The sequence below is a fragment of the Yersinia frederiksenii ATCC 33641 genome (genome assembly GCF_000754805.1).
Classification (GTDB): Bacteria; Pseudomonadota; Gammaproteobacteria; order Enterobacterales; family Enterobacteriaceae; genus Yersinia; species Yersinia frederiksenii.
This window is the reverse complement of sequence record NZ_KN150731.1, coordinates 820,079-824,391: the sequence shown is the minus strand read 5'-3', so window position 1 is coordinate 824,391 and position 4,313 is coordinate 820,079. Positions and strand designations below refer to the sequence as shown.

The following is a 4,313-nucleotide window of genomic DNA, read 5'->3' as shown; positions in this document are numbered from 1 at the left end:
GTGTTGATTTATATGGTTTTATTTTTAAGATCCCGAAATCCCCCGAAATCCTATATCCGGCCTAAATTTCTACCCACTCATTTTTACGTGAATCAAGGTATACATTCGTCATTTTCATCGACTTGTGGCCGAGTAATTTCTGAGCAAATTCTTTACTGTATTCTGCCTCATAGAGTCGTGAGGCCAGGCTGCGAATTTCATGAAAGCTGGGAGGGGATATTTCATAAACTAGATCGGTAGCCTTCAATGCTTTAACAAATGCTTTAGTGAGTGAGTCGGCATTTAATGCGCCCGGTTCGCGACCAGACTTTTTACTGGCAGAACTAATAAGATATTCACTCTTACTATTATTCAGACACTGCTCAATAACCTCACCAACTGTGGTATTCATTATTTCCAGTCGTAGTGATAGTGAGATAGCAATTTGATTGCCGGTCTTACCCTGTATTACCCACAGTTTTCCATCATGCACATCACCTCTTTTTAATTGTCGGATATCATCCCGGCGCTGCCCTGTCATTAATGCCAGAGCCATGCTGAGTGATACCCACTTGGGTTGCTGCAACGCGGCCACCTGAATCTTACGAAAAGCATCATAGTCGAGCCGTTCCCGCTTAACTTTCGGTGATGGGGTACGCGTAGCCTCCACAGGGTTACTGCTAATTAATCCATCAGCGATGGCCTCTCTAAACATATCGGATAAGACAGACCGTAAATTAACCGCCATTGAACTCTTACCCTCATCGACATAGGCATTAATAAAATCCGCAATATGCTTTGTGGTAATAGCCTCGATCGGCTTATCTCCAAATTCTTGGTTAATATATCCGATTTGCAGGACTCTCATTTTCATGGTGTTCTCAGCCAGCTCTCTACGCTTTAATAGCTCTGAATAGCGTTTTAGCCAACTCTCCACGGTATTAACCTCTGCTTTAGCCGCAGGAGTTGGGGCAGGGGCTTGTAATCGTTCAAGCAGGGCAACTGGCTGAAAATTGGATTCAATATAATTATTGGCCTGAATAGCCTGAGATATAGCATCCCTACGGGCAATTTGCCCGAGTGTTATTTCCTCCCCAGTAATAGGGTTGCGCCAGTAAAATGATTTGCGCGAGCGGCGATAGGTAAGGTTCCGAGGTAAATTGGCATCATATCTTTGCGGCCTTGATGCCATGATTAATTCTCTCTATTAATGGTGAGTTAACATTGGGTGATGTTTTTACTATTTCTTTAGCCAGTCGGTAGCTTTTGGGTTGAATATAAATAGCTCCCGGCCTCACTCGATATTCACGCCCATGCTTTTCAGGGGCAGGGTAAATATTGCCGCCTCTTGCCCAGCGCTGGAGCGTCTGGGGTGTCGGCTGTTTGCTGTTGTAGGTTTCTTGCGCCCACTCTTCTAGTGTCAGTAGTTTGGTCATTGGTCTTTCCTCAGTAGAAAAGGGCGCAGCAATGCCACGCCCTTAGTTTTGGTCGTTTGGTCTTTGGTAGGAAGGGGCTATGTTTTTAAGTGGTTATACTTATCCCATATCACTATGGGGCAAACACGATGTGCGGTCGTTTCACACAGATAAAAACACGAGCGGATTACCTCGAGTTTTTGGCTTCTGAATGAGAGTTTGTTGATGTTCACTATCTATTGATGAGGGTCTACAGGCTTGACTGGTAGATGCAACTTATTGACCATTTAATGGGAATAGCAAATGTTAGTTTCCATGTTAATACACGTCATAACACAATGATGAATAGTGTATTTATGAAGAATCCTTTTTAGTTGGGATATTTCCTACAAATAAATTAACTTATCCTATTTTAATTCTAAAATGGTTAATTTAATGTGCGTAAACATCATGGTTTATATGTGTAAATAAAGGTAACAAATACATTTATTATTTTCGGTTAGATTAATTAAATATGTTAATTTTAGGTTTGTTTTTATTGAAAGCTCATAACAAAACTATACCAAAATTAATTTTCCGATGGATATTATGAAGTTATTTTCTGCACATCCTATTTCACCAGTGAAGTTTCAATCAATAAATCATTAGGTCTTTTAGATATGAATAAAAATCCCAATCCCATTAATCGCTCTGCAACGGTTGGTTGTGGAGCACAATTAATACGCCAGTGTCCTCGTGGCAATCTGTCAGTTTTAGCGCTTCTTATTTTCGGTATATTAGGCAGTCCCTCCGCTTCAGTCGCCTTTACCCCCGAGGTTATTGGGGAAGAAGTGACAGGGGAAACGTTGGAGGCCCTCGAGACTCAAAACATAGGGGAAGGGGGGATTGCCAACGATACTACCATTAGTGGTACCGCGTCTAATACTGGCCGTGGGCAGCAAAATGTTAACAGTGGCGGAACCGCCAATAATACTACTATTAATCTCAATGGGCAGCAGCATGTTAACAATGGGGGAACAACTAACGATACCACCATTAATGGCAGTGGATGGCAGGAGGTTAACAATGGCGGCATAGCCAACGGTACCACTGTTAATACTTATGGAGTTCAGCATGTTTATAGTGGCGGCGTAGCCAACAATACCACCCTTAATGATAGCGGGGGACAGCAGGTTGTTTACGATGGGGCGATAGCCAACAACACCACGGTATATGGTAATGGGCAGCAGTTTGTTAGAGATGGTGGGACAGCCAACAATGCCATCATTAATCGCAATGGACGGCAGAATGTTTCCGGTGGTGGAACCGCCAACAATACCACCCTTAATAATGGGCTGCAGACTGTTTACAGTGGTGCCATAGCCAACACCACCACCGTTAATGGTGGGAATCAGACTCTTATCAGTGGTATAGCCAACGATACCATCATTAATAGTGGGGAGCAGTCTGTTTACTATGACGGCATAGCCAATGATACCACCATTAATGGTGGGAATCAGACTGTCCACAGTGGCATCGCCAACAATACCACAATATACAACAATGGCAATTTAGGCATGTACGCAGAAGGACGACTGACGGGCCAGACCATCGTCAACGACCGGGGAACCATTGTTGGTAATGATGGCCTTGTGCACAATGAGGGCGAGGTGATTTTCCAGCGTAGCGACGATTACACCCTGAATTTCGACCTCACCGGCACCGGCGGTCTGACACAAAATGGCCCGCACACCCTGACCCTTTCCACCGCCAGYTCCTATTCCGGTGCCACCACGGTCAATGGCGGTACACTCAAAGCCGGAGCAGACAATGTGTTCAGCGCCAGCTCTGATTATATCACCCAGGCCGGCGGCACGCTGGATTTGGACGGCTAYCACCAGACACTTCAGTCCCTCAATAATGGCGGGGCTGTGAACTTTGGCGGRMTSGGKGGCAATACCCTGACCATTACCGGCGATTATACCGGCAACAATGGCCTGCTCAATATGAATTCGGTGCTGGAAGATGACAATTCCGTTACCGATAAACTGATTATCGCCGGTAATACCGCTGGTAACACCTATGTGCAGGTCAATAATCTGGGCGGCAGTGGCGCACAGACTCTGAACGGCATTGAGCTGATCACGGTGGGCGGCGTGTCTGAGGGTGTAGTTTACTCAGCAGGGACGTATCGCTGCCGGGGCCTATGACTACTATTTACAGCGGCGGGGCGGGCAGCAATGCCGCCAACTGGTATCTGAGCAACGCGATCCCGACAGAGACCCCGGAAGTTCCGGGCGAGCCATCTCCCCCACTGGTTGAGCGGCCTGAAGCCAGTGGCTATAGCGCCAACCTGGCGGCGGCCAACAACCTGTTTGTCACTCGCCTGCATGATCGTCTGGGTGAAACTCACTACATTGATGCGCTGACCGGCGAGCAGAAAGTCACCAGTTTGTGGCTGCGTAATGAAGGTGGTCATAACCGTTCACGCGATTCTCAAGACCAGTTGCGCACGCAAAGTAACCGCTATGTGATGCAACTGGGTGGCGATATTGCCCAGTGGAGCCACACGGGTGCAGACCGCTTCCATCTGGGGCTGATGGCGGGCTATGGCAATAGCAAAAGCACCAGCGAATCACGTTTATCCGGTTACAGCGCCCGCGCCTCGGTAGATGGCTACAGCTCCGGCGTCTATGGCACCTGGTATGCCAATAGCGCCGATAAAACCGGCCTGTATGTGGACAGCTGGGCGCAATACAGTTGGTTCGATAACACCGTTAATGGTCAGGGTTTGGCGGCTGAAGAGTACAAGTCCAAGGGTGTAACGGCTTCTGTTGAAAGTGGCTATACCTTTAAAGTGGGTGAAAACACCGCGAAAAACGCCACGTATTTTATCCAGCCGAAAGCCCAGGTCACCTGGATGGGTGTCAAAGCTGATGA

General features: G+C 47.0%; 2 protein-coding genes and 2 pseudogenes. 2 read left to right on the top strand and 2 right to left on the bottom strand.

Annotation, left to right across the window (positions count from 1 at the left end; all coding sequences use genetic code 11):
* Window positions 1-61: 61 nt before the first annotated feature.
* Window positions 62-1,171 carry a site-specific integrase gene (locus DJ58_RS17930; protein ID WP_032913194.1) on the bottom strand — a complete coding sequence of 370 codons (1,110 nt, stop codon included), beginning with the start codon at window positions 1,169-1,171 and terminating at the stop codon, window positions 62-64.
* Window positions 1,146-1,415, bottom strand: coding sequence for an excisionase (locus DJ58_RS17935; protein ID WP_032912304.1), 270 nt, complete (start codon window positions 1,413-1,415; stop codon window positions 1,146-1,148). Before DJ58_RS17935 ends, DJ58_RS17930 begins: the two co-directional genes overlap by 26 nt.
* A gap of 638 nt (window positions 1,416-2,053) precedes the next feature.
* Between DJ58_RS17935 and DJ58_RS24095 the strand changes: the two are divergent.
* Together DJ58_RS24095 and DJ58_RS24090 are read left to right on the top strand one after the other, a co-directional pair.
* Window positions 2,054-2,791: pseudogene (locus DJ58_RS24095) on the top strand (AIDA repeat-containing protein); the annotation flags it as partial.
* Window positions 2,792-2,794: 3 nt separating this feature from the next.
* A pseudogene (locus tag DJ58_RS24090) lies at window positions 2,795-4,313 on the top strand (autotransporter outer membrane beta-barrel domain-containing protein); the annotation flags it as partial.